Raw genomic sequence first — 23,256 nt, forward strand, 5'->3', positions numbered from 1 at the left:
CTCTGTATTTTAAAAAGTATTGGCATTTATAGCTTAGGCTGCAATTAACTTTTTTTTCTTTTTGTGTGTAACACCTTTTAATGAAGATGCCGTAATGGGAGACAGATATAGCTTGCAAGAAGAACCTTTTCACCCGTGGATCAGAACGGCTCCCTTTTTTCAAGGGTTGCCCGAATCTGTTGTCGAACCAGCCCTTATCCATCTTGTGACACGGACACACCCAGCAAATCAAGTGATTTTGTTGGAAAATGACTGGGGTGGTTCTGTATATTTTATCTTTGAAGGTTGGGTAAAAATTCGTACCTATAATTTGGAAGGTAAAGAAGTAACCCTCAATATTTTAGGTAAGGGCGAATTATTTGGTGAAATGGCGGCTTTAGATGAAGTACCTCGTTCGACCGATGTCATTACCCTCACCGCCACAGTCATTGGTAGTTTGCCTGCTCAAGATTTTGTCAAGTTACTCCAAATTGAACCCTTGGCAGGTGTAAGATTATCCAAGTTGATGGCTAGGCGTTTACGCCAAGTCAACCGTCGTTTGCGGCTGAGAGAATCTGACAGTCAATCGCGGGTGGCTGATACTTTGTTATTCTTAGCTGAAGGTCAGGGAAAACGAGCGCAAACAGGAACAGAAATTCCAAATCTGCCTCATCGAGAATTAAGTAGTTTAAGTGGGTTGGCAAGAGAAACAGTGACAAGAGTCTTAACTAGGTTAGAAAAGAAAGGGCTAATTCAACGGGATCAAGAAACTATTTGTATTCCTGATGTGTCAGCCCTGGAAAGATTGATTGTATAAAAAAATTTCAAAATGAGTATTGTAGATTCTCTGCCCGATGAGCCAGAGGAAAGCCTATCTTCTGCGTCTTTACCACCTACTCAAGAGGAGTTACCCCAAAACCAAAGTCAGTTACAACCTCCCCAACTCAAAGCCGCAGCACCTTTACGGATGGTAGAAACGGCATTTTTAGCCAGTACTGCCAGTTTAATTTGGTTTATTAATTTTTATTTTCCTTTGGGGCCAGTATTACGGATTTTCTTTCCTGTGCCGATCGCTCTAGTTTACCTACGTTGGGGACACAGAGCAGCATGGATGGCTGCTGTTACCTCTGGCTTGTTGTTATCGGTACTGATGGGGCCTGTTCGTAGTCTATTATTTGTGATGCCTTTTGCTCTTATGGGTGTACTCTTAGGCGCAACTTGGCATCGTCGGGTTCCTTGGATTGTGTCGATTACTTTAGCTACGTTATTAGGTACTTTGGGCTTCTTTTTTCGGATGTGGTTGCTGTCTATCTTGTCCGGGGAAGATTTATGGATTTATTTAATTAATCAAGTTACAGAAATCTCTGAGTGGATATTTCTCAAACTCGGATTGTTAAACACTCCCAGCGTATTTTTGATTCAAGTCGGGGCTTTGGCTTTGGTGGTTATTAATAACTTTATTTATTTATTTGTTGTACATCTAGCGGCATGGCTACTACTAGATCGTTTAGGCAATCCTATTCCCCGTCCGCCACGCTGGGTACAAGTCATGATGGATTATGAAGGGTAGAGAAGGCAGTGGTTCGGCTTCGCTCACCAACCGGAGGCAGGAGGCAGGAGTTTTTTCACTATTAACTCTTGACTTTTGACACTTGACTCTTCAATTGATTAGGAATTACGCAATGAGACAAAAAATCAAGGGTTTGGGAAGGGTGAAGTGGTATAGGGATATAGGTGTGTATGTATCCAAAACCCTTACACCCCACACCCTTTCACCCTTTCACCCAGTTTCCACAGACAATCTTTGTGCGTAAGTCCTATTTATGATTCGTATTTATACTCAAATAGAACAAGGTAAAGCCTGGATTGCTAAATATGGTGGTTGTTTACCTGTGTTTGCCTGTGTTTTAGGTTTTACAGAAACTGCTTTAATTCCGGGAATTTCGGCGGCTGGACGCACACCAGCAGACCGCAAGTATACGGCTTGTGCAGATGCGGAATTTTTATATTATGGTGCTGAATATCAACCGCAGTATCCTTTACCACCACTGACGGCGGGCGCATCGCCTGTGTTAATTTCGCGTGCTGTGGTGGAAGGACTCAAAATACCTGTGCGTTTATTTAATGGGGGATTACCTTTGTTTCCGGCTGTACCAGCAATTGATTTGGGTGGTGCGCCTGCGAGGTGTTTAAGTACAGGTAAGGCGATGGAATTAGCCACAGTCAAACACTTGCTAGAACAAGGGCTGATTTGGGGCGATCGCTTGGCGGCTGAAGCTCCGCAAAGTTACGTCATTTTGAGTGAATGTGTGGTTGGCGGAACGACAACTGCTTTAGCTGTACTCACGGCTTTAGGTATAGATGCAACGGGTAAAGTTAACAGTAGTCACCCCATTTGTAACCATCAACAAAAATGGCAAGTTGTTCAATCTGGCTTACAACACATTCCTGATGATGCTAATCCGCTACAAATTGTCGCAGCCGTGGGTGATCCAATGCAAGTGGTGTTGGCAGGAATGGCGATCGCCGCTAGTCGTCGTTGTGGAGTTATCCTAGCAGGCGGGACACAAATGTTGGCAGTTTACGCTTTAACTACAGCAATTTCCCAAGCACATAACTTATTTTGGCAACCGACTGAAGTAATTGTCGGTACAACTCGCTGGGTAGCCGAAGACCCCACCGGCAAAACTGTGGATTTAGCCCTCAGCTTGGATAAAAGCCGCAAACACCCAGGTATAGTCCCGCCACTAATATCAACACAGCTAAGTTTTGCCAATTCTCGTTATCCACAACTCCAAGCTTATGAACAGGGTTTTGTTAAAGAAGGCGTAGGCGCTGGAGCAGCCTGCATAGCAGCTTATCTCTACCAAAATTGGCAACAATCTCAACTTTTAGCAGCTATAGAAGACCAATTCCAACGACTGAATAAAGAGTGCTGAGTTAAAAGACCACCCACAATTCAGCTTACTTTTGCCTTGTTGTACTAGTCATTTCAAACAAATGTTGAGCGTTTTTGCCTAAAAAAGCCTGAAACAGTTTTGGCTTTCCCGGTTCTGACTCTACTATGTAACGCTGGGCAATTTCATAATAAGCGTAAGTCCAAGGTATTTGGATTTCTGCTTGACTGTTGTCATCTAAGACTATCACCATTTCTGAGACGGCGTGAGTTGCAGTTTGGCGCAAACCACAAGTTACATCACCTTCAATTTCGGCTTTCATCGGGACACCTAATTTCACCAAAGCGTCAGCAGTAGTATCTATATCAGGATATGCAGGGGTATTTTGGCGGTTAATATATCCTGTAAAGTGGTTAACGGCGTAACCATGCAACAATACCCAAGCACCATATTGAGTGATTTTATTCACTTCCTCCACAACAGAACGTCGGGGAACTTGCCAAGGACGAGAAAAGATTTGTTTTAATTGTTTTTCATCTGAGAAACTTGGTGTCAAGGAAGAAAGTTTTGGATGAGGAATTTTTGAGGCTGTTTGATAAATCAGTTGGGCAATATTTTCTGGTAATTCATCAACAATTAATTCACTAATAAAAAGTTTGGGTAAGTCAAATTCTGCTGCTTGGGGATGCTGATAGTGACGCGCATAAAGATGGGTGGCGGTAAATGTATATTCACCTGCAACTTCGTAACCCAATGCTGTGGCTATTTGTCCTAAGTGGTTGATACCTAAGTTAATCTTTCCTTGGGGAGTATCGACTAGCAACCGCAAAGACCGAAAAGCAATATGGTCGTTAGCGACGGTTCCCCCCGCGTTTGTAATCATATTTTGGTAGATTTGGGCATAATTGACTCTGGCTTTATATTCTTGCCAAAGTGCTTCCCAGAGATAAGATGCGAGTTCGGGGTTCATAATTTTTCACGCAGAGGGGTAGGGAGACAAGGGGGACACGGGGGACACGGGAGACAAGGGAGACACGGGAGACACGGGGGACACGGGAGCGATCTTTCTACCTTGTCTACCCCCTCTACCTTGTCTACTCAGCACTCAGCACTCAGCACTCTTAAGAATATCTGAGAGAATATCGAGAGCGGTTTGGATTTGGTGGCTGTCAATAATTAAGGGTGGACAAAAACGAATGGCGGCTTTACCACAACCAAGTAATAATAAACCGCGTAAAAAGGCTTCTTGGATGATGCGATCGCGTAGTTTACTATCATAGTTACCAGCTGCATCGACTAAATCCACTGCTACCATCAAACCTTTGCCTCTGGGTAAGGACATTTTGGAAAATCTTTGATGTAACTGGGTTAAGCCAGCTTGTAATAGTTCTCCCATTTGGGTAGCGTTGCTGATTAAGCCACTTTCTAACAGTCTCAATGTTGCTAAAGCCGCCGCACAAGCTACAGGGTTGCCGCCGAATGTGGTAGCGTGGGAACCAGGCGGCCATGTCATTAATTCTGGTCTAGCGAGAATTGCGCCGAGGGGTAAACCACTGGCAAGACCTTTAGCGGTGGTGATAATATCGGGCATTACACCCCAATGTTCAATAGCAAACAAGCGGCCTGTACGCCCCATCCCTGATTGCACTTCATCTACTACCATTAATATGCCGTAGCGATCGCAGATATCTCGGATTCTTTGCAAAAATCCATCTTCAGGGACAATATAACCGCCTTCGCCTTGAATTGGCTCAACAAAAATCGCTGCAACTTCCTGGGGCGGCAACATGGTATTAAATAACTGGGTTTCTAAATAATCTAAACTGGCGTGTGTGCCGTAAGGAATGTGAGTGACTCCCGGAACTAACGCCCCAAAGTTAGCCCGTTGCACTGTTTTAGAACCAGTCAAAGACATTGCGCCGTAGGTACGTCCATGAAATGCACCCAAAAAGGCAACGATGAGCGATCGCTTGGTGTAATATCGAGCTAGTTTAATTGCGCCTTCATTTGACTCCGCCCCAGAATTGGTAAAAAATACCTTTGCACCTTCTGGGAAGGGGGCGCGAAAAGCTAATTTTTCCGCCAATTCCACCATTGGTTCGTAATAAAAATCCGTCCCTGACATGTGCAGCAAACAAGCCGACTGTTCTTGAATAGCTTGCACAACTTCTGGGTGGGCGTGTCCGGTAGCAGTAACAGCAATACCAGCCGTCATATCTAAAAATACATTGCCGTCCACGTCTTCTACCATACAGCCTTGACCGCGAGCCACCACTAAGGGATAGTCGCGGGTATAAGATGGGGAAGTTACGGCGCGATCGCGTTCTACAATTGCTTTAGCACGAGTTCCTGGTAAAGCTGTCACCAAACGCGGCACAGTGGGTAAAGGTTGATTAATAGAGATACTTAACATTTTTTAGATTTTTTTTAGATTATTGATGATTAAACTGTCATGTAAGATTTTTGACAGTATCATTTGCTGCTATTTGTACAAATGTTACGTATTGACAGAGAAACGGTAATATGAGTTATTTTCTTTTGGATAAATAACGTAAATTTTTCATGAATCCTCCACACACACAATTTAGCGCCAGAGTTTCATGGCTCTTTTCTTACTGAGTATCTATTATTAGCTGATGATGGGAAGTACTGAATTTTATGAGCTTGATTCTAGCAAGATGAACTTAGTTATAATGCCACTATTGTAATCACGGTTACTGGATTGTCAAATTAATATCGCCCAGATATTAAGCAAGTGTAATTATTATTGATTAATAGCAATTTTTTCGAGCCTATGAGTAACTTTTTGCGTCACACAATCAGCCTATCTTTGGGTATTGCATCATTATTAACTGCTACTTTTGCTCATAGCTATTTTCCTGCTCAGTTAAAAAACCTACAACTCCCATCATCAGAAAACAGTCAAGATAATTCTGACTCATCTCAACCACAAATTTCCTTGGCTGCAATGCAAACACTGAGTCTGAATGCGCCTGAAAAATACGCGGCTGGTGTATCTATAGGCTATCCTGTAATTGACGAGTGGAAGAATTATAAATTTAGTATTAATGGTAATCAAATTTTATCGACAACTAAATTACCAACCAGCAAAGTTAATTTTAACCAAACAGATTTATTAAGTACCCTGGTTAATACCCGACAATATTTCAAAGACCACGCCAAAGATGACCCAGATATTCAACGTAAGGGTGTATTAGGAACTCAAGGAGTCAGTGTCGAAGATGTTCTCAAAACATTAGATTTCATGATTATTGTCTTAAAAGAAGACATTGCTAATAATCGCCCGACACGTCTCCAAGACCCGAATTTTATCAATCAAAATTTTCGGGTGATTAGGTGGAATGCTTATAACAAGCAAAATACTCGTCAAAAACAGCTACGCATCACTAAGTATGCAGTATTTACCCATACAGGTTCGCGGACTAAAACACCGAAATTTAATACAGCAATTTATAGTTTAAAAGATAACGCAATTACAGATAAATTCTATACACGCTACACCAAACAAGATGTTCTATCCGGAATTTATGAACCTGGTGGTAAAGAATTTGGCAAAGTTCAACCATTAGCTTATCTCACCCGTGACGGCTTAGAAGAAGCTTTGTTGCAAGGTACTATCTTGATTAAATTCACCGATGGTTCCCAAGCATTTTTTAATGTCGATAGAAATAATGGGATGTCTTACGTCCGGGGTTTAAAAGGAACAGCCCAAAAGCGTTATTGGTATTTTAAAAAAGTCGATGCCATTAAAGGTTATGGTCACAAAATAGATGCCAAAATTTCAATTAAACCAGGAGTGACTTTTGCTGGTGATGTCCTCAATGTCGGCTTAGGTAAAATAGTAGTCATAGAACATAACCAAGGTGGGCGTAAAAATCTGAGAATGGGAGTAATTGCTGATACAGGTGGAGCCTTTTTACCTAATCTTTACCAACTCGATTTTTTAGCAGGAATTTTTCAAAATCGCCAAGAATTTAACCAGTATATCCGCCAATTACCTGAGTATGTTACAGCCTATTTTTTAGTTAAAAAATGATGCAATTAATCGGTTGTTTTCGAGACGTTGTAAATAGTTGGACAAAATTAAATTCAACGGTGGAGATAGGTAACAGGGAACAGAAAAACGACACTGTGTAATTAATTCTGCCTAGTTAAGAGAATATAGGAATCCGATTTGATTTCTGAATCTAGTTGTGTGGTGCGCGTTCGCAAAGCGTCTCGCAGAGAAGCGCAGCGCAAGCGCGATAGGCAGGGAGTAGGGAATGGGGAGTAGGGAGTAGGAAAAAAGCCTGACCTGGGTGTACTGATTTTTTTCATAAATCAAATATGAGTCCTATAGTAGGTTGAGTGTAGCGATAGCGTCACCCAACAAAGTATGCGTGAATGTTGGGTTCTGTTCCTCCACCCAACCTACACCTAATTGCTGAATCAATTAACTATCTCAATTGTTTTTACTCTGGGAGAGAAATATACAACCCTGTATTATATCAAAAAATATTTATGCACGAGTTCTAATTGATATCACTACTTGATTCAATCTTGATTGAGCCAACGTAAAATACTAGCCTTACTATCTACTAAATCTTTGTAAACAAGTGAGTCTGATGACATAGATTCAATTGCAGCACATAACTTACCCCGTAACGGCAAATCTTGTTTCAGCACAGTGCAATCTCTAAAATAAGTACGAATAGTAAATAATGCTGTTTGATACTGTGGTAGTCCCCAAATAACTTGTCGTTCAATTCGCAAATACAGCCTGGGATGCTGAGGATCAAAGTTTCTACCTTGCCACTGATTAACTAATACACTAGGTGGTGGTTCAGGATGATGATTTAGGCGCATATCGGTACTCAAACCCCAAGCAAAGCGCACCATTGGTTGACGGTTAATCATAGTATGCACGATCGCATCTGCACGGCGATTAATTTTTTCCATCCCCGCCACAGGTAAATGTATGGTGGCAAAATCTTGACCAATTTTTTCTTCTGCTGACCAATGGTTGGGGTAACACAAGTGAACTGCACTCAGCCAATTACCACCATCATGACCACAGCAAATAACTGTAAAATCTTCTTGTACTTGGGCGGCTAAAGCATCCAGGCTAGAAGCGTAAGCTGGAACCTGTGAACTACCTTCAACTTTTTGTAACTGCCAGTCTGCATCTAAATAAAGTATTTCTTGGGTGAGTTGGCTATAAAATTTCCAGGTATTGGCGGTTAATTGTTCGTAGCTAAAGTATTGGGGATGTTCTTGGGTGAGGCGGTCAATTATTAAACGAGCGATCGCACCTGCCACAGCCTTAGAATAATTATGAGTCTGGTAATATTTACTCAACCGTTCTCCACGGGCTAACAGTTTAGCCTGGCGGTAATCAGTAAAATTATTATCAATTTGAAATACTTGCTTATCAGCTTGACCATTACCAAAACAGGAACCAAGCAACATCATTCCTGGCTTGACTTCATAGCGTCCATTCATTAGGGGGAAGTAGCAAGCCGGACTATTTACAGCTACGACTTTCTGCATTTCCACAAGCCACTTATTTCAAAAAGTGCTATTTATTCTTGATGGTTACATAAAATCAGGGTAAATACTAAAAAGCGTCTGGGAGTGTTGCCGTGTTTCCACCCCAGACGCTCTTTAATTTCAACTTGCTCCTCACACAACTAGAGAATAACACTACCCTTAAATAAGGGCAAGTGTTATGAGTGACACTTTTATAACTGCACTATCGAGATTGAATTAGCACCCAAGATTTTTAGTTGTGTTTGGGTGTGGGGGTGTAAGGTTTTTAGATACATACACCCCTTCACCTTCTCCCCAACCCTTGATTTTTTGTTTTTATGCGTCAGTCCCAATTAATGTAAAAAGTGCCGTACTCCTGTCAAAACCATTACTAAACCCAGTTCATTAGCGGCTTTGATGGAATCTTGGTCGCGCAAACTACCTCCTGGTTGAACAATGGCAGTAATGCCTGCTGCGGCGGCGGCTCTGATAGTATCATCAAAGGGGAAAAATCCGTCACTGGCGAGAATTGCGCCTTTAGCTTTATCACCGGCTTGTTCGAGGGCGATTTTAGCAGAACCAACGCGGTTCATTTGCCCTGCACCAACACCAAGAGTAGTGCGATCGCTTGTGAGTACAATGGCATTAGATTTAACATGCTTGCAGACTTTCCATGCAAACAGCAATTCGCCTAACTGGTCGGCGGTGGGTTGCAGTTCCGTCACCACTTGCCATTTACTTGTGTCAGCCACAATATCATCAGCTGCTTGTACTAAGAAACCGCCCGCAATTTGTTTAACTAAAGTTTTCGGGCCACTACTCAAATCTGCTAATGTCAAAACCCGCACATTGGTTTTTTTGGAGAGAATTTTTTGTGCTTCTGCGTCACAGTCAGGCGCAACCACACATTCTAAAAATGTTTTAGTTAATTCGCTGGCTGTTGCTGCATCAATGGGACGGTTTAAAGCCACAATTCCCCCAAAGGCGGAAGTCGAATCAGCATTAAAAGCTTTTTGATAAGCTTCAACAATAGTATCGCCCAAAGCCGTACCGCAAGGATTGGTATGTTTAATAATGGTTGCAGCTGGTGTGTCGGAAAACTCGGCAATAATTCGCCGCGCTGCTTCTAAATCAACTAAGTTATTGTAACTGAGTTCCTTGCCTTGGAGTTTCTTGGCTGCTGCCCATCCTGTGGGTGTAGTTCCAGTTTGATACCAAGCCGCACTTTGATGGGGGTTCTCGCCGTAACGCAGAGATTGTAATTCTGTACCACTGAGGGTGTGCTGTGGTGTACCTGCAAGATAAGATGCGATCGCCTGATCATAACTCGCTGTATGTAAAAATCCTTTTAAGGCTGCTTTTTGGCGAAATTCTAAGGAAGCTTCCCCGTTATTTTGCCGTAACTCTTGCAGATATTCATCATACTGCGCCGGATCACATAATACCGTCAAATGAGCAAAATTCTTAGATGAAGCCCGCAACATCGCCGGGCCACCAATATCAATTTGTTCCACAGCTTCCGCTAATGTCACCCCTGGTTTAGCAATAGTCTCCTCAAAGGGATAAAGATTTACCACCACCAAATCAATTGGGCGAATTTGGTTATTTTCTAAATCTGTAATATCTTGGGGTTCATCCCGCCTTGCCAAAATTCCGCCATGAATGCGCGGATGTAACGTCTTTACCCGTCCACCCAAAATTTCCGGCGAACCAGTGTAATCAGAAACCTTAGTTACTGGTATTCCCGCATCCTTGAGGGCTTTAGCTGTTCCCCCACTGCTGATAATATCAAATGCAAATTCTTCTACCAAACTACGGGCTAGGTCAATCAAACCAGTTTTGTTAGATACACTCAGCAGTGCTAGACGCGCCATGTCTCAATTCCTCAGATGCGAAAGACCCCAATTTTTGCATAACCCTTGGTTCACTTCAATAGTACTGGCGCAGTGATCCGAAAAATCAACGTTGAGGGAGTAAGGAAAGCAGTACGTTGCGGAGATTCCCTGCTTTATGGTACTCACTAGAGTAAGAAATGCTCTAACTTATTTTTTGACAGCATATAAATTAAATATCTTGAGTGTAGACGGAATTAAATTATTATGTTCAACAATAATCTGAAAATTTTGACTTTCTAGAAGAGTTTTAATTTGAGATATTCTGTCTTCTACGTCATGAACCTCCAGCACTATTTGTTTAATTTTAGTCCAATCATCTTGATTGATGCCTTGCAAAACCTCATATTCGTCACCTTCCACATCAATTTTTAATAAATCTATAGATTCAATGGCTAATGAATTGATTACAGAAGATAATGTTTTGATCTCACCTGTAACTTCTTGGCTTGTAAAAAGATATTCTACTATATCTTGATTCAAAGCCAGATTCATGAATTCTCTTTGCTCTAATTTTTCCCAAGGTCTAGTTGTCGAATTACTAGACATATTGGGATAAAAAGTAAAAGCTGTTTCTGAAATATTTTCTGAACCTAATCCATAATTTTGTAGAGATATATTTTCCAGAGAATGTAAATTGACATTTGCCCGTAAAACTTCAAATATTGGACGAATAGGTTCAAAGGCGAATATCTTTAATGATTTATGCAATTTACTCAAAAATATAGAAAATAATCCTATATTGGCACCAATATCAAAAATGCAGTCACCATCATTAATAGTAATTCCATGCTGTAAATATTGCTGTTGAATAAATATTTCTTGATATATATATTCTGTTTCCTCCTTACCAAGATAGTAAATTTCTAAATTATTTGGTAAATTTAATTTCTGCATAATTTCTGGAAACTATTTAGTAAATATAGGACTTACGCAAGAACCCTCTCTAATCTTCTTAACTTTGCGGTTCGTTTTTCATGATTTTGCGTAAGTCCGGAAATCTTTAATTTATCCTTCTTAACAAAGCTTTTTTGGTTCATCATCGTCTGGTTAATTATAATGCTGTTACACTTTATACCACATAACAGATATCTATAATTATATAAAAATGTAAAAATGCGTTTTAAGCACAGTACTTACTACAACTGATTAACTCAAGTGAACTTAAACACTTTGGGTATATTTAGTCATTCTCAGATTGCTATGAGCAAGAAACTTGAGTTATGGGTTAAGTTGATATGGATCAAAACCCTGGCATCCCTGTGTTTCTTGAAAAGTCATTAAACTACATAAATACTACCGAAAGAAGGTAGTCAGAATCAAGTTTCATCAGTCATTCTAGAAATAAACCTAGAAACAACACCAGAGGTAAAAGATTATGACTATCTCTTTGAATCACACTATAGTTCCTGCTCATGATAAACAAGCATCTGCCCAGTTCTTTGCTGATATTTTTGGTTTAAAAGTTGAACCTACTGGTCATTTTGCGGCGGTGCGAGTTAATGACACACTAACACTCGATTTTGATGACAGAAACTCTTTTGAATCTCATCATTATGCTTTTCACGTTAGTGATGAGGAATTTGACACTATCTTTGCTAGAGTCCAACAAGCTAATTTGGAGTATAGTAGTGACCCTATGCACCAACACAAAGGCGAAATTAATCATCGCCAAGGTGGACGCGGTTTTTATTTCTACGACCCAAATGGACATAACCTAGAACTATTGACTCGTGATTGAAGAAAGCCGGAGGAAAAATTAATAAAGAAGCATATATTTAGCCTGCACAAGCAGGCTTTATTTTTATAGTTATAGACTGGAAAGCTGAGGGGTTTATATGCAGATTTTTATAGAATTTGTATGACCTACTGAGCTTTTTTCCCTAAAGCGATCGCCATTGAACCAGCGACTACCAACACTGCACCAATCATACCTGTCATGGTGATATTTTCTGCGGGAATTAAACCAGGTGTGAATATTACTACTAACTCAACAGCAATTAAAGTCACTATTGGCGCTAAAGTCAAGACAGCACTAACGCGGGATGCTTCCCAATGTTCTAATGATTCGGCAAAGGCACCATAAGCAATTAAAGTATTTAAAGCACAAAAAATTAACATTCCCAACTGTAAATTATTTAATTTTAAAATAGTTTCTTGTTTTGCCAAAGGTGTAAATAATAAAGCCGCACCGCCATAAATCATCATCATGATATTGGGTGAAGATAATGATTGTAATAACTGCTTTTGTGCTAAGGCATAAATAGCCCAAACTGCTGCACCTACAATTACCAAACCACTACCAAAAATATATGTACTGTGTGCAGTAATTAAATTCGTGATTTGGTCGCGGAAAAATATTAGATAACCACAAATTAATACCCCAACTCCAAGCCATTGGCTGAGTGTATAACGTTCGTGAAAAATCACTAACCCACCAAAGCCTAATAACAAAGTCGCTAATTGAATTAATACTTCGGCGTTGGCTGGGGATGTCAGTGCCAAACCCTGCATAAAAAAGAAGTAATTAGCCCCTAACATAATTGTAGCGATCGCTAATAACTTCCAAGTCTGAGAACGCCATTGACGTAATTTTGGTAACTCGCCACGCATTCCCAAATATGCACCGAGTAGTATAAACGACACTAAAAACCGGAACCAAATCACCGTATAGACATCCAGTGCTTGCAGTGTCACCGCCAGGGCAATTGGTAAAATTCCCCAGAGAAAAACAGTAAGTAGAGATAATGCCAGCCCTAAACGCCAGCGACCAGAGTTTTGATGTAATGACATGCAGTTATGGTATCAAATCTTCACCTGTTCATGCAGATTAAGTGGTGGCATACCAGCAGAAGTATTTTTATACATCAGTGCAGTAAATCCTATTAATTTTCTGTAATATTTTTAGCTTGGAAAAGTTAGTAAAATCCTATACATTTAAAATCAAGCTAGTAGCTTTTGTGGAAAATATGGATATTTTGTGGCAACAAAAAACATGGAAATTATTCCTTTGCTCATTTCGGTAATATTCATTACCAGCTTAATTCTGTACTTCTTACTTACTTCTCAGAGTAGATGGCAAAATAAAAAGAAAATTGAACTTTTGCCATCTCCACGAGTGAGATCGAGGTTTTATAAAGGGATGATCATTGCGGCGATCGCTATGTTCGCCATTATCGCCGGAAACACCGTCTCAGCACAAGTTGCACGACCCCTAGCTTCCCTCAAAACAGTCCAAGTTCCAGAACCTGACAACCTCAAAGACTTTGTGAAAAATAAAGTCGCCGCCATCAAGTTAGGTAAAGCACTGTTTTGGGATATGCAAGTAGGTAGTGATGGCGTGACTGCATGTGCAAGTTGTCACTTCCATGCAGGTGCTGACAATAGATCCAAAAATCAGATTGCGCCTGGACTATTACGACTTAACATCGATCAAACAGAAAATCCAGATCCAGTATTTGATGTTGGTGGCGCACCCAACTATCAACTCCAGCCAGAAGATTTTCCGTTCCAGACGAATGATATCGTTTCTTCTCAAGGTGTCTTCAATAGTGAGTTTGTTGATGTGATACCTGGTAATGCCCAAGATCAAGTAAACCTCGTACCAGATCCCATATTTAACGTCGGAGGTACAAATGTGCGCCGCGTTGAACCGCGTAACACACCCACTGTAATTGATTCCGTATTTAACTTCCGCAACTTCTGGGACGGTAGAGCGCAGGAAATTTTCAACGGAGTTAACCAATTTGGCTTGAGAGACCCCAACGCTTATGTAGTGAAAGCCACTACTCCCAGTCATCTAGAATTTGTGAAAGTTAGCCTTAACCATGCCTCTTTAGCTTCCCAAGCCGTCGGCCCACCAATCAGTTCTTTTGAAATGTCAGCTAATGGCCGCACCTTTGAAGAAATTGGTGATAAGTTTGGGTCAGTTAATCAAAAAACTCACCGTTTTCGTAGAGGTAAGAAACTACCCAGAAAATTAGGGAAAAAGTTGCTTCCCTTAAGACCGTTAGGTAAACAGATAGTCCATCCCCAAGATAGTGTCTTAGGCCAAGATAGTCGCTCACCCCGAACTGGACTGCAAGCTTTTAGCTATCAACAACTAATTGCTCAAGCATTTAAACCTGAATGGTGGGCATCTAATCGGATGATCCAAGTCAATTCTGACGGTAGCCGAACTTTTGTCAATAAGCCAGACCGTTCCTTACAAACTAATGAGTACACACTCATGGAGTACAACTTCCCATTGTTTTTTGGACTGGCGATCCAACTGTACGAATCTACACTCATTGCTGACGATACACCACTTGACCGCTTTTTAGAAGGAAATACCAGTGCGTTAAGCGCCCAGCAGCAAAGCGGAAAACTCCTGTTTGAAGGTAAAGCTCAATGCACTATTTGTCATAATGGGGCAGAACTTACCAGGGCTTCCGTTAGTGCTGTAGAGCAACAACGTATTGGGATACTAACCATTCCCAACTTTCCCCGAATTATCTTTGACAATGGTTTCTTCAACATTGGTGTAAGACCAACACTCGAAGATGTTGGTGTTGGTAGTAAAGATCCCTTTGGTAATCCACTCTCAGAATCACGATTATCTTTGTTAGGGACTTTTACACAATTGTTGGGTTCGGAAGCGAATATTACTGTGACTAGCAGTGATTTAATACTTGCAGATGGTAGTTTTAAGACACCAGGACTCCGCAACATTGAACTTACCGCGCCTTACTTCCACAATGGTGGTTACTTGACTCTGCAACAACTTGTGGAATTTTACAATCGTGGCGGAGACTTTCGTCGGCAAAGCGCCCTCGCTCAGTTAAATCTCACAGACGCAGAAAAAGCCGATTTAGTGGCATTTCTCCAAGCCCTGACTGATGAGCGAGTTCGCTATGATCAAGCTCCCTTCGACCACCCACAATTGTTCGTTCCTAATGGTCATCCGGGTGATTCAATCGCTGTCACCAACGATGGTACAGGTAAAGCTACAGATAGCTTCCTAGAAATTCCGGCTGTTGGTAAATTTGGTGGCAATGGTACACCTAACTTCTTAGCAAATCAGTAGATTAGCTAAGTAACGTTAACAGTTTATCTTTCTGTTACCCCTGTTTTTTTACAGGGGTTTTTTTGATAAAGCACAACAATTTTCATTCGTTTTTAATATAGCAGTAGCCAAATTGGTTAGGACATGGATAAATAATCAAACTAAAGCCTTTAACCCTGTCACCTGTCACCCCTCACCTGTCCCCTGCTATATTTACCAACCTACATCTTAAAAATTGATTAATTTTTGATTATTGAGTTTAATTTCCAGAGTCCCAAGATAGAAGTATAAAGTAGTATGTATAGCTTATTGACGAAAGTACTGAGTTAAAGCTAAATTTCAGGCAGTAAGAATTTATTTTTAGGTTTAAAAATTATTATTTATCAGGAAAATTATATTTTTGAAAATTATTCGCCAAAATTGTGTAATTTCTACCAGTATCTTGAATTTGCTGATGACACAATCATACTTACTATTGATTTGCTAAGGAATTGTTAGGAACAATACTCTACAACTAGATAATAATCCCAAAAAACTGAAGCCAAAAGTCTGTCTGGAAATTTCAGACAACTGTATGTCTTTTTAGGTTGCTTTTACTGATGGCAGCCAAAAATTTCATTTGTAAAAATTAAAAATTAACTCGTAAATCTTATCAGGGCGGAGCTAAATGAATAAAGTAACTTTTTATGTAATTTTGCTGCACGGATTCTTGTTCGGGATAGCAACTGCTAATGCCGAGTCGCCGCGTAGTCACAAAGACACAAAAGCCGTACCTGTTAACCAGATTGCAGAAGTTACGCCTACCAAAAATAGTACAAATCCTACCTGGAAAAAACTACCGTCACCACAAGTTTGGGTGATTAATCAAGATAAAAAAGTCGAAAGTCAGCCATTTACTTGGGTAGTTAACAATCTTAAACAAGCAGACAAACAGCCATTTTTAGAAGTTGGGAAACCCAGCATTCAGCCAGAAAAAAAGCCGACTTCTCCAGCAAAACCAGCAACAAAGGATGATTTAGAAGCCTTTGACGAAGTAGTTAAAGATGCAGAAAAAAAAGAGGGACTTTTCACCATCTATCGCAGTGCCAAAAAGAATAAAATTTATCTGGAAATTAAACCAGAACAGTTAAATAATAATTTCTTAGCCACAGCCACACTTGAGTCGGGAATTGGGGAACGTGGTATTTACAGTGGTATACCTTTGCAAGATTTTTTGTTTTATTGGCAGAGGGTGGATGAAAAATTACACTTTGTGGTGCGTAATGTTAATTTTCGCACGCGGGAAGGAGATCCCCAAGCGCGATCGCTTGCCCGTTCGTTTAGCGATTCGACTCTCTACATGCTACCCATCAAAAGCATTCATCCCCAACGCAAAACTATCCTTGTTGACCTCAGTGATTTGCTACTTTCCGACTTAGCGGGATTATCTGCCAGTTTGGGTATAACCGTCACCACAGACCAATCTTACTTCGGTAATGCCAAAGCCTTTCCCAACAACATCGAAATTGAGTCGGTATTAAATTTTTCTAGTGGTGCGACTAGCAGCCGAGATAATCAAAAGCTGAATTTCGCTTCCCTGGCTGATGACCGTGGCTTTACCTTGCGTGTCCACTACAGCCTCTCACAATTACCTAATAATAATTACCGCCCCCGTTTAGCAGATGAACGAGTTGGTTATTTCATCACCGCTTACCAAGATTTAACTAAAGATAGTGGTGATCCCTTTGTACGTTATATTAATCGCTGGAATTTAGAAAAAGCCGACCCCACAGCCGCGATTTCCCGTCCCAAAAAACCGATTGTTTTCTGGATTGATAATGCAGTTCCTTTAGAATACCGTGAGGCCATTAAAGAAGGCATCTTAATGTGGAATACAGCCTTCCTCAAAGCCGGATTTAAAGATGCCATTGAAGCCAAACAAATGCCAGATAACGCCAATTGGGACCCGGCAGATATTCGCTACAACACTATTCGCTGGATAAACACCGTCGATGGTTATTTTGCAATGGGGCCATCCCGCGTTAACCCCCTCACCGGAGAAATTTTAGATGCAGATATTTTAGTTGATGCGAGTTTTGTGCGGGCATTAAAAAGTGAATATCGCAAAATTGTCCAACCGAACCAAAATCAAAATCGCACATCTTTATCAGCTTGGATGCAAAATCGCTTTCTTTGCGGTGGCGACAATTCCCAGCCCACAGGAAATGGCTTACTTCGCAATTTATCAAAACTCGCTGGGGAATATGATTTGTGTTATGGCATGGAAGCTGCGAATCAATTTGCCTTTGGTTCTTTGGCAATGACACTGTTAAAAGATGGTACACCCAGCCAAGAGCAACAAAAAGAATATATCAATCAATATTTACGGTTAATTATTGCCCACGAAGTTGGTCATACACTGGGTTTGCGCCATAACTTTCGCGGTAGTACCCTGCTACCACCCCAGGAGATGAACAATAAAGATGTCACCCACCGTAAAGGTTTAACATCTTCGGTAATGGATTACATTCCCCCGAATATTGCACCCCAAGGCACAAAGCAGGGCGATTATTTTCCCAGTGCGGTGGGGGTTTATGATGAATGGGCAATTAAATATGGTTATATCTCCACTAGGGCGAGTAATCCCATTGCCGAAAAACCATTGTTGCAGGAAATTGCCAACCAATCCTCTCAACCAGAGTTGAGTTATTCCACAGACGAAGATGTTTATGACCTCGACCCCACCGCCGATGCTTGGGACAATAGTAACAATGTGATGGTTTATGCCCAATGGCAGTTAGACAATTCGCGGGTGATGTGGGAACGTCTCAACCGGGGTTATCCGACGGCTGGGGAAAGCTACAGCGATGTCAGCGAACGCTTTAGTACAGTGTTGGGCAATTATTTTCAACAAATTTATTATGTGAGTAAATATATTGGCGGACAATCTTTTTACCGCATCAAAGGTGCTGATGTAGACTCTAGTAAACTGAGTGGACAAAATCGTTTACCATTTCAACCAGTCCCCGTAGAAGAACAACGGCAAGCTTTAAAAACACTGCAAAAGTATGTGTTTGCCGAAGATGCCTTAAAATTTTCCCCAGATTTATTGAATAAATTAGCACCTTCTCGGTGGCGGCACTGGGGCAGTTATCCCCGCATCGGACGGTTAGATTATCCAATTCATGAGTTGGTTTTATTCTTGCAGAGCGCGGTTTTGCGCGATTTACTTTCAAGCGATCGCCTCTACCGTCTCAAGGATTTGGAACTCAAAGCTCAATCAGGGCAAGCACTGACATTACCTGAGTTATTTGACACACTCCAGTCAGGAATTTGGACAGAAGTCATCACACCGAAAAAACCAGCTTTGCAAATCTCCAGTATGCGACGAGGTTTGCAGAGAGAATACTTGGATATTTTAATTAGTATGGTGTTGCGGAAAGATAATGTCCCCGAAGATGCGCGGACTTTAGCTTGGTACAAACTCAAGCAATTAGATGAAAAACTCGCTCAAGTAAGTTCCCAAGATGAATATAGCAAAGCTCATATTCTTGAAACACGCGATCGCATTACCAAAGCCTTGAATGCACCATTGCAAGGAAATTAGCTGGGGCTTATCCAGGCTCGTCGTACAACAAGATCCCCGACTTCTCAAAGAAGTCGGGGATCTGAGGCACTTTAATCAAGGAACATTCTTTCATCAGAAACGATATGATATGTCATTTCTCCATGAAATAGTACAGACTGGAAGATAAATTCCAGTACAGACAACAATCTATGACAATTGCGGTCTCAACTAAGTACAACTTCCTGCCTCGCTTTTACAAACTGGCCAGCATTAGTATGCTATCTAACATGATGGTTCCCTTAGCTGGTTTGGTGGATATTGCCTTTTTAGGACACTTGGCAGATATCCGTCACTTGGCGGGAGTTATTTTAGCCACAATTATTTTTGACTACCTTTACCGGGTGTTGAAATTTCTACGTTCTAGTGTCAATGCGCTGACTGCACAAGCGGTTGGACTCGATGACCACAAAGCCGTACTCTTGGCAGGGATACGCAGTGGCTTAATAGCCTTGGGAATTGGCTTATTAATTCTGTTGTTACAATACCCCTTACAAAAAATTGGCTTTACGATTCTGAGCGGTTCCCCAGAAATTGAAATTGCTGGGGCTGATTATTTCCAAGCCAGAATTTGGGGAGCGCCAGCCGTCTTGCTGAATTTTGTCTTTATTGGCTGGTTTATGGGACAAGAAAAGAATAGCGTTGTCCTTGCCATGTCGGTAATTGGTAATGGCTCGAATGTGGTGTTGGACTATTTGATGATTTCGCTTTGGGGTTGGGAAAGTATGGGGGCTGGACTAGCCACAGCCATTAGTCAATATCTAGCATTATTAACAGGCATTATCTATGCCTGCTTTACTATTCCCTGGCAAACATTACCCGCCGCTTTCCAAGAAGTGTTTGATTGGGTGGCTCTCAAAGATACGGTGGCGCTGAAAAGTAATATTCTCATCCGCTTTGTCGTGCTGATTTCCACTTATGCTATCTTCACCAACTTGAGTGCAGCAATGGGAACGGAAATCTTAGCCGAGAACGGTTTGCTATTACAAATTGCTTTATTAAGTCAGTTCACAGTCCAAGGTGTGGGAATGACAACTCAAACCTTGACTGGTAACTTTTATAGCAAAGGTGCCAAAGAACAAATGACAGCATTACTGACTGTTTCTGTATTGACCAGTTTAGTGATTGCTTTGGGTTTTGCTGTTGTTTCAGTGCTGTTTCCCGATACAGTATTTGGGCTATTAACTAATCACGCCGAAGTCAACAAACATATCAGTACTTATACAATTTGGTTACTGCCATTGTTGGGATTGACCGCCATTGCCTTTATGTTAGAAGGTTATTTCATTGGTTTAAAAGAAGGTGCAACCTTACGTAATGCAGTTTTAATTGCTTTTAGCTGTGGCTTTGTGCCTGTAGCGATCGCAGCTTGGTATATTCACAATAACTCCTTACTGTGGATGTCGCTGGTAGCTTATATGGCAATTAATCTCACAGTCTTAGCAGTCCAAATACCCCGGACACTTGGTAGCCCAACACTCGAAAATCAACAACCCCTACCATCTAGTTAGTTGAAGTAGAGAATTGCACTCACACATACCACTAATATTTTTTCCTTTTGCCTTTGGACTTTTGCCATAAATCATGACTCCAGTAGATATTCTCATTCTTTCTAATGGCCCTGGAGAAGTTACAACCTGGGTGCGTCCAGTTGTCAAAGCATTACGCCAACAACTAGGAGATGACCGTTCTTTAGTCAGAATTTCTGTAGTGTTATCACCTTGTCCTAATGCTAGTGGTAAAGAAGCAGCGATCGCACTATCCTACCCAGAAGTTGATCGAGTTCAGGGAGTAGAACATTTTTGGCAATTTTTACTCTGGGGAAAAACCTCTGACAATTGGGAATGGAGAACTCGCGGCGTTGTCGTTTTCCTCGGTGGGGATCAAATTTTCCCGGTAATCATTGGCAAAAAACTCAAATATCGCACCGTAGTCTACGCCGAATGGGAAGCCCGTTGGCATAATTTAATCGACCGCTTCGGTGTAATGAAATCACAAGTCGCCCAAAAAGTCTCCCCCAAATACGCCCATAAATTCACAGTCGTCGGCGACTTAATGCTAGAAGCCCAAAACTCCCTAATTCCCACTCCCCACTCTCCACTCCCCACTCCCCACTCTCCACTCTCCACTCCCCACTCTCCACTCCCCACTCCCCACTCCCCACTCCCCACTCCCCACTCTCCACTCCCCACTCCCCACTCTCCACTCCCCACTCCCCACTCCCTCATTATCGGTATTCTCCCCGGTTCAAAAGCTGCAAAACTCACCCAAGGAGTCCCCTTGATGTTAGCTATTGCTGAATACATCCACACCAAACAGCCCCAGACCAAGTTTATTCTTCCGGTTGCACCAACTTTAGATTTACAAACCTTAGCCAGCTTTGCCGATCCTCAAAAAAATTCTTTTGTGGAAACTTTTAAATTTTCTGGCGGTTCTTTAATAATTCCAGAACAAAATTATGAGTATCCACTACTAAAAACCAACCAAGGATTAAACGTTGAATTACACCAAGAAAATCCCGCATACAGCATCTTGTCCCAATGTAGTATCTGCTTAACTACAGTCGGCGCAAACACAGCCGAACTTGGTTCTTTAGGTGTACCAATGATTGTGTTATTGCCGACTCAACAGCTTGATGCTATGCGTTCTTGGGATGGTTTACCAGGATTATTAGCAAATTTACCAGGAGTAGGAACAACATTTGCCAAATTAATTAACTGGCTATTTTTACGACGCAAGGGTTTATTAGCTTGGCCAAATATCTGGGCGCAGTCAGAAATTGTTCCAGAATTAGTGGGGAAACTCCAAGCACAAGAAGTTGGCGAAATGGTCTTAGAATTGTTAACTTATCCCGAAAAGTTACAGGAGATGCGTAACAAACTAAGACAAGTTCGCGGCGAAAGTGGCGCAGCCGAAAAAATCGCTCAAATTGTCTGTGAGGAAATTGAATGAAGAATTCAGAAGCCAGAATTCAGGAGTCACACAATTTTGGATTTTAGAAATGTTATTAGAACCCGCGCAGGAGGTCACTGAGCTTGTCGAAGTGCGGGTTTAGTTTGTATAGCCCCAGAATTCAGTCTGAGGGCTATGTGCTGAAATTAGATGCACTCTTATGATTTAACTAGGAAAAATTTTTCTTCGAGAAAGTGTTTGTTTCAATATTTTTGGTAGCCAGAAAAGATAATCATATACTTGTTGAGCTTGACTGTACAAAGAAAATAATTTTGTTTCACTCAATAAAGTATATGGTTGAATTATTTGTAACAAAATTGAAAATTTATCTGTTGTTTTAGTTTGAGCTACACCACTAACATTATAAGATTGCAAATGTGGTGGTAAGCGCCAATTAATTGTATTATCTGGCTGGTGCATTACAGGCTCAACATTTCCCCGCCATGCAACTCCCATAATTTGCATAGTTTGATAAACCATTGTCTGCCAACCTTTAGCTTTTAAATAGTCTAATCCTTTGCCGACATCAGGAGCAGTCAAATCATGAAATAAAATGAGAGCATCTGCTTCAGCAAATTGTTCACAAATGATTGCATCATCAAGTGGTGCTGGCGCTTCGTGATGACCATCAATAAATATTAATGACCATTTTCGTTGTAATTTATTAGCTGTTTCTGCTACTGTTTGCGGGCTATATCCGGGGATGAGATTCACAGATTCTTTCACACCTGCTTGCTTGAGTGAATCTGTCACACTTTCATAAAATAATTGTTCAGATAACATCGGATCAATGACATCTAGTTCTACTCCACCTAAAGCTAAATGACAAGCTGACCAACCCATCCAACAGCCTATTTCTAAAGCCTTTTTACCTTGAAATTTTAAAGCGGTGTTGTAGAGAATATGCGCTTCATCGCGGCTGACAAATCCCACATCAGACCGACGCTGATCAACATACCAGTTATGAGGAATATCTCGTCGTAAATATAGCCAGGAAGAATCATATTTATTTCCTAGAACCATGTTAGGGAAACATAAATCTGGCTGAACAGTCTCCAGCCCTGGTGATACATAATCTCCCTGGGGAAATGAAATAGATTTCATATCGTTGACCGTTATTTTGTTCATTTAGTATTCTCATCTCATATTTGAATTTATCCAGCTTTTACTGCTTTTAGTCGAGAATAATTTTCTCAACAAGCATAGTTAAGAGACAAAATTAGGCTGCGATCGCACAATTGCCAATTCTGTGTTCAAGCCGGATGAGTGACATAGATAAACTTCCTGAGATTCCCATCAAAGTCAGAATTCTCAAGCACCAATTGAAAATACCAAATTTCCCAAATTAACGGTTCGATT

Annotated in this window: 16 protein-coding genes; 9 read left to right on the top strand and 7 right to left on the bottom strand. The window is 41.1% G+C overall.

Annotated features, from left to right (window positions below; genetic code table 11):
• The first annotated feature begins 94 nt into the window (after positions 1-94).
• The 3 genes from H6G77_RS00370 to cobT all read left to right on the top strand — a co-directional run bounded on the left by H6G77_RS00370 (position 95) and on the right by cobT (position 2,918).
• Positions 95-796 carry a Crp/Fnr family transcriptional regulator gene (locus H6G77_RS00370; RefSeq protein WP_190592207.1) on the top strand — a complete coding sequence of 234 codons (702 nt, stop codon included), beginning with the start codon at positions 95-97 and terminating at the stop codon, positions 794-796.
• Positions 797-808: 12 nt separating this feature from the next.
• Positions 809-1,549, top strand: a complete 741-nt coding sequence (locus H6G77_RS00375; RefSeq protein ID WP_190592206.1) for a DUF2232 domain-containing protein — start codon at positions 809-811, stop codon at positions 1,547-1,549.
• 253 nt (positions 1,550-1,802) lie between these two features.
• Positions 1,803-2,918 carry a nicotinate mononucleotide-dependent phosphoribosyltransferase CobT gene (cobT, locus tag H6G77_RS00380; protein WP_190870551.1) on the top strand — a complete coding sequence of 372 codons (1,116 nt, stop codon included), beginning with the start codon at positions 1,803-1,805 and terminating at the stop codon, positions 2,916-2,918.
• 25 nt (positions 2,919-2,943) lie between these two features.
• On the opposite strand, the gene H6G77_RS00385 is transcribed toward cobT, so the two are convergent.
• Positions 2,944-3,846, bottom strand: a complete 903-nt coding sequence (locus tag H6G77_RS00385) for a DUF1338 domain-containing protein (RefSeq protein ID WP_190870552.1) — start codon at positions 3,844-3,846, stop codon at positions 2,944-2,946.
• 135 nt (positions 3,847-3,981) lie between these two features.
• Positions 3,982-5,289, bottom strand: a complete 1,308-nt coding sequence (locus tag H6G77_RS00390; RefSeq protein WP_190870553.1) for an acetyl ornithine aminotransferase family protein — start codon at positions 5,287-5,289, stop codon at positions 3,982-3,984.
• Between the two features lie 381 nt (positions 5,290-5,670).
• On the opposite strand from H6G77_RS00390, the gene H6G77_RS00395 reads away from it, so the two are divergent.
• Complete coding sequence (locus H6G77_RS00395; protein WP_190870554.1) at positions 5,671-6,933, top strand: hypothetical protein; 1,263 nt, start codon at positions 5,671-5,673, stop codon at positions 6,931-6,933.
• A gap of 497 nt (positions 6,934-7,430) precedes the next feature.
• Here H6G77_RS00395 and H6G77_RS00400 read toward each other — a convergent pair whose 3' ends face one another.
• From H6G77_RS00400 to H6G77_RS00410, 3 genes are all read right to left on the bottom strand, one after another.
• A complete protein-coding gene (locus tag H6G77_RS00400; protein WP_190870555.1) occupies positions 7,431-8,426 on the bottom strand; it encodes a DUF3445 domain-containing protein in 996 nt (331 codons plus the stop codon).
• Between the two features lie 332 nt (positions 8,427-8,758).
• Positions 8,759-10,279, bottom strand: coding sequence for a bifunctional phosphoribosylaminoimidazolecarboxamide formyltransferase/IMP cyclohydrolase (gene purH / locus H6G77_RS00405; protein WP_190870556.1), 1,521 nt, complete (start codon positions 10,277-10,279; stop codon positions 8,759-8,761).
• Positions 10,280-10,447: 168 nt separating this feature from the next.
• Complete coding sequence (locus H6G77_RS00410) at positions 10,448-11,194, bottom strand: FkbM family methyltransferase (RefSeq protein WP_190672464.1); 747 nt, start codon at positions 11,192-11,194, stop codon at positions 10,448-10,450.
• A 481-nt stretch (positions 11,195-11,675) separates the two neighbouring features.
• On the opposite strand from H6G77_RS00410, the gene H6G77_RS00415 reads away from it, so the two are divergent.
• Complete coding sequence (locus tag H6G77_RS00415) at positions 11,676-12,038, top strand: VOC family protein (RefSeq protein WP_190672467.1); 363 nt, start codon at positions 11,676-11,678, stop codon at positions 12,036-12,038.
• A gap of 125 nt (positions 12,039-12,163) precedes the next feature.
• On the opposite strand, the gene H6G77_RS00420 is transcribed toward H6G77_RS00415, so the two are convergent.
• The gene (locus H6G77_RS00420; protein ID WP_190870557.1) at positions 12,164-13,090 is read right to left on the bottom strand and encodes a DMT family transporter; all 927 of its coding nucleotides are present in this window, start codon (positions 13,088-13,090) and stop codon (positions 12,164-12,166) included.
• 202 nt (positions 13,091-13,292) lie between these two features.
• Here H6G77_RS00420 and H6G77_RS00425 point away from each other — a divergent pair, with 202 nt between their 5' ends.
• The 4 genes from H6G77_RS00425 to H6G77_RS00440 all read left to right on the top strand — a co-directional run bounded on the left by H6G77_RS00425 (position 13,293) and on the right by H6G77_RS00440 (position 21,897).
• A complete protein-coding gene (locus H6G77_RS00425) occupies positions 13,293-15,362 on the top strand; it encodes a cytochrome-c peroxidase (RefSeq protein ID WP_190870729.1) in 2,070 nt (689 codons plus the stop codon).
• 646 nt (positions 15,363-16,008) lie between these two features.
• Positions 16,009-18,927 carry a zinc-dependent metalloprotease gene (locus H6G77_RS00430; RefSeq protein ID WP_190870558.1) on the top strand — a complete coding sequence of 973 codons (2,919 nt, stop codon included), beginning with the start codon at positions 16,009-16,011 and terminating at the stop codon, positions 18,925-18,927.
• Positions 18,928-19,097: 170 nt separating this feature from the next.
• A complete protein-coding gene (gene gntT, locus H6G77_RS00435) occupies positions 19,098-20,456 on the top strand; it encodes a guanitoxin biosynthesis MATE family efflux transporter GntT (RefSeq protein ID WP_190672473.1) in 1,359 nt (452 codons plus the stop codon).
• 73 nt (positions 20,457-20,529) lie between these two features.
• The gene (locus H6G77_RS00440; RefSeq protein WP_190870559.1) at positions 20,530-21,897 is read left to right on the top strand and encodes a lipid-A-disaccharide synthase; all 1,368 of its coding nucleotides are present in this window, start codon (positions 20,530-20,532) and stop codon (positions 21,895-21,897) included.
• A 165-nt stretch (positions 21,898-22,062) separates the two neighbouring features.
• On the opposite strand, the gene H6G77_RS00445 is transcribed toward H6G77_RS00440, so the two are convergent.
• Positions 22,063-23,025: a class I SAM-dependent methyltransferase gene (locus H6G77_RS00445; RefSeq protein ID WP_190870560.1), complete on the bottom strand. Its 963-nt coding sequence runs from the start codon at positions 23,023-23,025 to the stop codon at positions 22,063-22,065.
• Between the last annotated feature and the right edge of the window lie 231 nt (positions 23,026-23,256).

Origin of the sequence: Aulosira sp. FACHB-615, assembly GCF_014698045.1 — a bacterium.
Lineage (GTDB): Bacteria > Cyanobacteriota > Cyanobacteriia > Cyanobacteriales > Nostocaceae > Nostoc_B.

Excerpts from the sequence above, each read along its gene's own strand:
- H6G77_RS00370 (WP_190592207.1), top strand. The coding sequence starts at position 95 with ATGGGAGACAGATATAGCTTGCAAGAAGAACCTTTTCACCCGTGGATC.
- H6G77_RS00375 (WP_190592206.1), top strand. The coding sequence starts at position 809 with ATGAGTATTGTAGATTCTCTGCCCGATGAGCCAGAGGAAAGCCTATCT.
- cobT (WP_190870551.1), top strand. The coding sequence starts at position 1,803 with ATGATTCGTATTTATACTCAAATAGAACAAGGTAAAGCCTGGATTGCT.
- H6G77_RS00385 (WP_190870552.1), bottom strand. The coding sequence starts at position 3,846 with ATGAACCCCGAACTCGCATCTTATCTCTGGGAAGCACTTTGGCAAGAA.
- H6G77_RS00390 (WP_190870553.1), bottom strand. The coding sequence starts at position 5,289 with ATGTTAAGTATCTCTATTAATCAACCTTTACCCACTGTGCCGCGTTTG.
- H6G77_RS00395 (WP_190870554.1), top strand. The coding sequence starts at position 5,671 with ATGAGTAACTTTTTGCGTCACACAATCAGCCTATCTTTGGGTATTGCA.
- H6G77_RS00400 (WP_190870555.1), bottom strand. The coding sequence starts at position 8,426 with ATGCAGAAAGTCGTAGCTGTAAATAGTCCGGCTTGCTACTTCCCCCTA.
- purH (WP_190870556.1), bottom strand. The coding sequence starts at position 10,279 with ATGGCGCGTCTAGCACTGCTGAGTGTATCTAACAAAACTGGTTTGATT.
- H6G77_RS00410 (WP_190672464.1), bottom strand. The coding sequence starts at position 11,194 with ATGCAGAAATTAAATTTACCAAATAATTTAGAAATTTACTATCTTGGT.
- H6G77_RS00415 (WP_190672467.1), top strand. The coding sequence starts at position 11,676 with ATGACTATCTCTTTGAATCACACTATAGTTCCTGCTCATGATAAACAA.
- H6G77_RS00420 (WP_190870557.1), bottom strand. The coding sequence starts at position 13,090 with ATGTCATTACATCAAAACTCTGGTCGCTGGCGTTTAGGGCTGGCATTA.
- H6G77_RS00425 (WP_190870729.1), top strand. The coding sequence starts at position 13,293 with ATGGAAATTATTCCTTTGCTCATTTCGGTAATATTCATTACCAGCTTA.
- H6G77_RS00430 (WP_190870558.1), top strand. The coding sequence starts at position 16,009 with ATGAATAAAGTAACTTTTTATGTAATTTTGCTGCACGGATTCTTGTTC.
- gntT (WP_190672473.1), top strand. The coding sequence starts at position 19,098 with ATGACAATTGCGGTCTCAACTAAGTACAACTTCCTGCCTCGCTTTTAC.
- H6G77_RS00440 (WP_190870559.1), top strand. The coding sequence starts at position 20,530 with ATGACTCCAGTAGATATTCTCATTCTTTCTAATGGCCCTGGAGAAGTT.
- H6G77_RS00445 (WP_190870560.1), bottom strand. The coding sequence starts at position 23,025 with ATGAACAAAATAACGGTCAACGATATGAAATCTATTTCATTTCCCCAG.